Consider the following 1451-nt stretch of genomic DNA (forward strand, 5'->3'; position numbering starts at 1 on the left):
CCACATCGGTGGGTTTATTTGCCAGACATGCAGCTGAGCAAATAGCTGTGTAATCTGCCCCTGACCAGTCAACCAAGCTAAAGCGATCGCACTAAAACTAGTAACTAGAATCAGCATCACGACCGTTGCGGCTCGTAACCTAAAAACTGGTTTGTTAGAAGAACACCTAGAGTTTGAGTAGCTCACTTTGGGAACTGTCATGTCTAAAAACAGGTATAGCACTGTGGGCAGGGAATAGGTAATAGCAAATTAAAAAGCGTGCTAGTATTCTAAAGCTTGGTATTATAAAGGTTATAGCAATTATTTGCCCCTTGAATTGGGCAACACCATTACACCCATTGCTGTATCCTAACTTGTTAGTTTAAACTCAATCAAACTACTAAGATAGTATGGGAATAATCTAGATGATATTGATAAGAGATTAATCTAACCTGAGGCAAATATTAAAATTCACTTAACTTGCCGATTGCGGGATATTTTAATGAATAAAATATTTTCTGAGCTAGAGTTGAGAAGTATCCACTAAATTTTTTAACCAAAACTCAGGCTAATGCCACCGAAGACTAGACATAATAGGAAATAGAGTAATGTTTCCACGAGATAGATAATCTGATGAAACTTCACTATTTAGCCATCTTTGGTGCTACTGCCTTTTTAAGCGTAGGTTGTGTAGCAGGAGTACCTGGGAATCAGAGTACTGTTCAGGCAAAACCCTCTACCTCTACCTCTACGACAACCAAGATTGATGTGTCCAGTGCTCCAGCTGCTAAACCAACTGCAACACTGGCACAGGCAACAAGTAGATCAGGAAATTTTGTAACAGCAGCCCATTCTACTCAAGGCATGGTAAGTTTAGTCACAGACAATGGAGAACGTTACCTAAAGTTTGACGAAACCTTTAAAACCGATAACGGACCTGATTTAATGGTGCTGTTGCACCGCCAAACTGTCCCCAAATCCTACAGTAAGGAAAATTATCAAAGTCTTGGTCGTCTTCAGCAGGTCAGTGGCACTCAACGGTACCGTATCCCTGCTGATGTTAATTCAGAAGACTTTAGCTCTGTTGTCATATGGTGCCGTAAATTCAACGTCACCTTTGGCTACGCCACCCTTAGTAATTAGTGCTACTAATTACTAACTAATAATTAAGGCAAGTTGCTAAGGACTAACGACTAAACAGCCTATAGTACAGGCTGACAAAAAATTCCTTGACTGGAAACGCTAAATAGGTTATCGGATTAATCGTCACAATGATGTTACGCACATCACGAGTGGCTAGATTAAGGATTTGCTGGGCTACCCAATCCCCTGACATGACCCCAACTGGATTGAGATTACTTTTAAATGGTCCGAGGATTAGTTTACGTACTACACAAGGAGCATCTAGACGACGGAGGGTAACTAGGTCTCCTAGGGTACGTTTGCTCAGTTCATACAAAGGACTAAACGCT

1 protein-coding gene and 1 pseudogene are annotated in these 1451 nt (G+C 41.0%); one reads left to right on the forward strand and one right to left on the reverse strand.

What is annotated here, in order from left to right; all coding sequences use genetic code 11:
* Positions 1-612 precede the first annotated feature (612 nt).
* Complete coding sequence (locus tag F6K53_RS42205; RefSeq protein WP_293055263.1) at positions 613-1122, forward strand: DM13 domain-containing protein; 510 nt, start codon at positions 613-615, stop codon at positions 1120-1122.
* Positions 1123-1165: 43 nt separating this feature from the next.
* Here the strand turns inward: F6K53_RS42205 and F6K53_RS42210 are convergent.
* Positions 1166-1451 (reverse strand): annotated as a pseudogene (locus F6K53_RS42210) (sterol desaturase); the annotation flags it as partial.

Source organism: Moorena sp. SIO4A1, assembly GCF_010672065.1.
In the GTDB taxonomy this organism is placed as follows: Bacteria; Cyanobacteriota; Cyanobacteriia; order Cyanobacteriales; family Coleofasciculaceae; genus Moorena.

Coding starts and splice junctions, on each gene's coding strand:
- F6K53_RS42205 (WP_293055263.1), top strand. CDS start 613: ATGAAACTTCACTATTTAGCCATCTTTGGTGCTACTGCCTTTTTAAGC.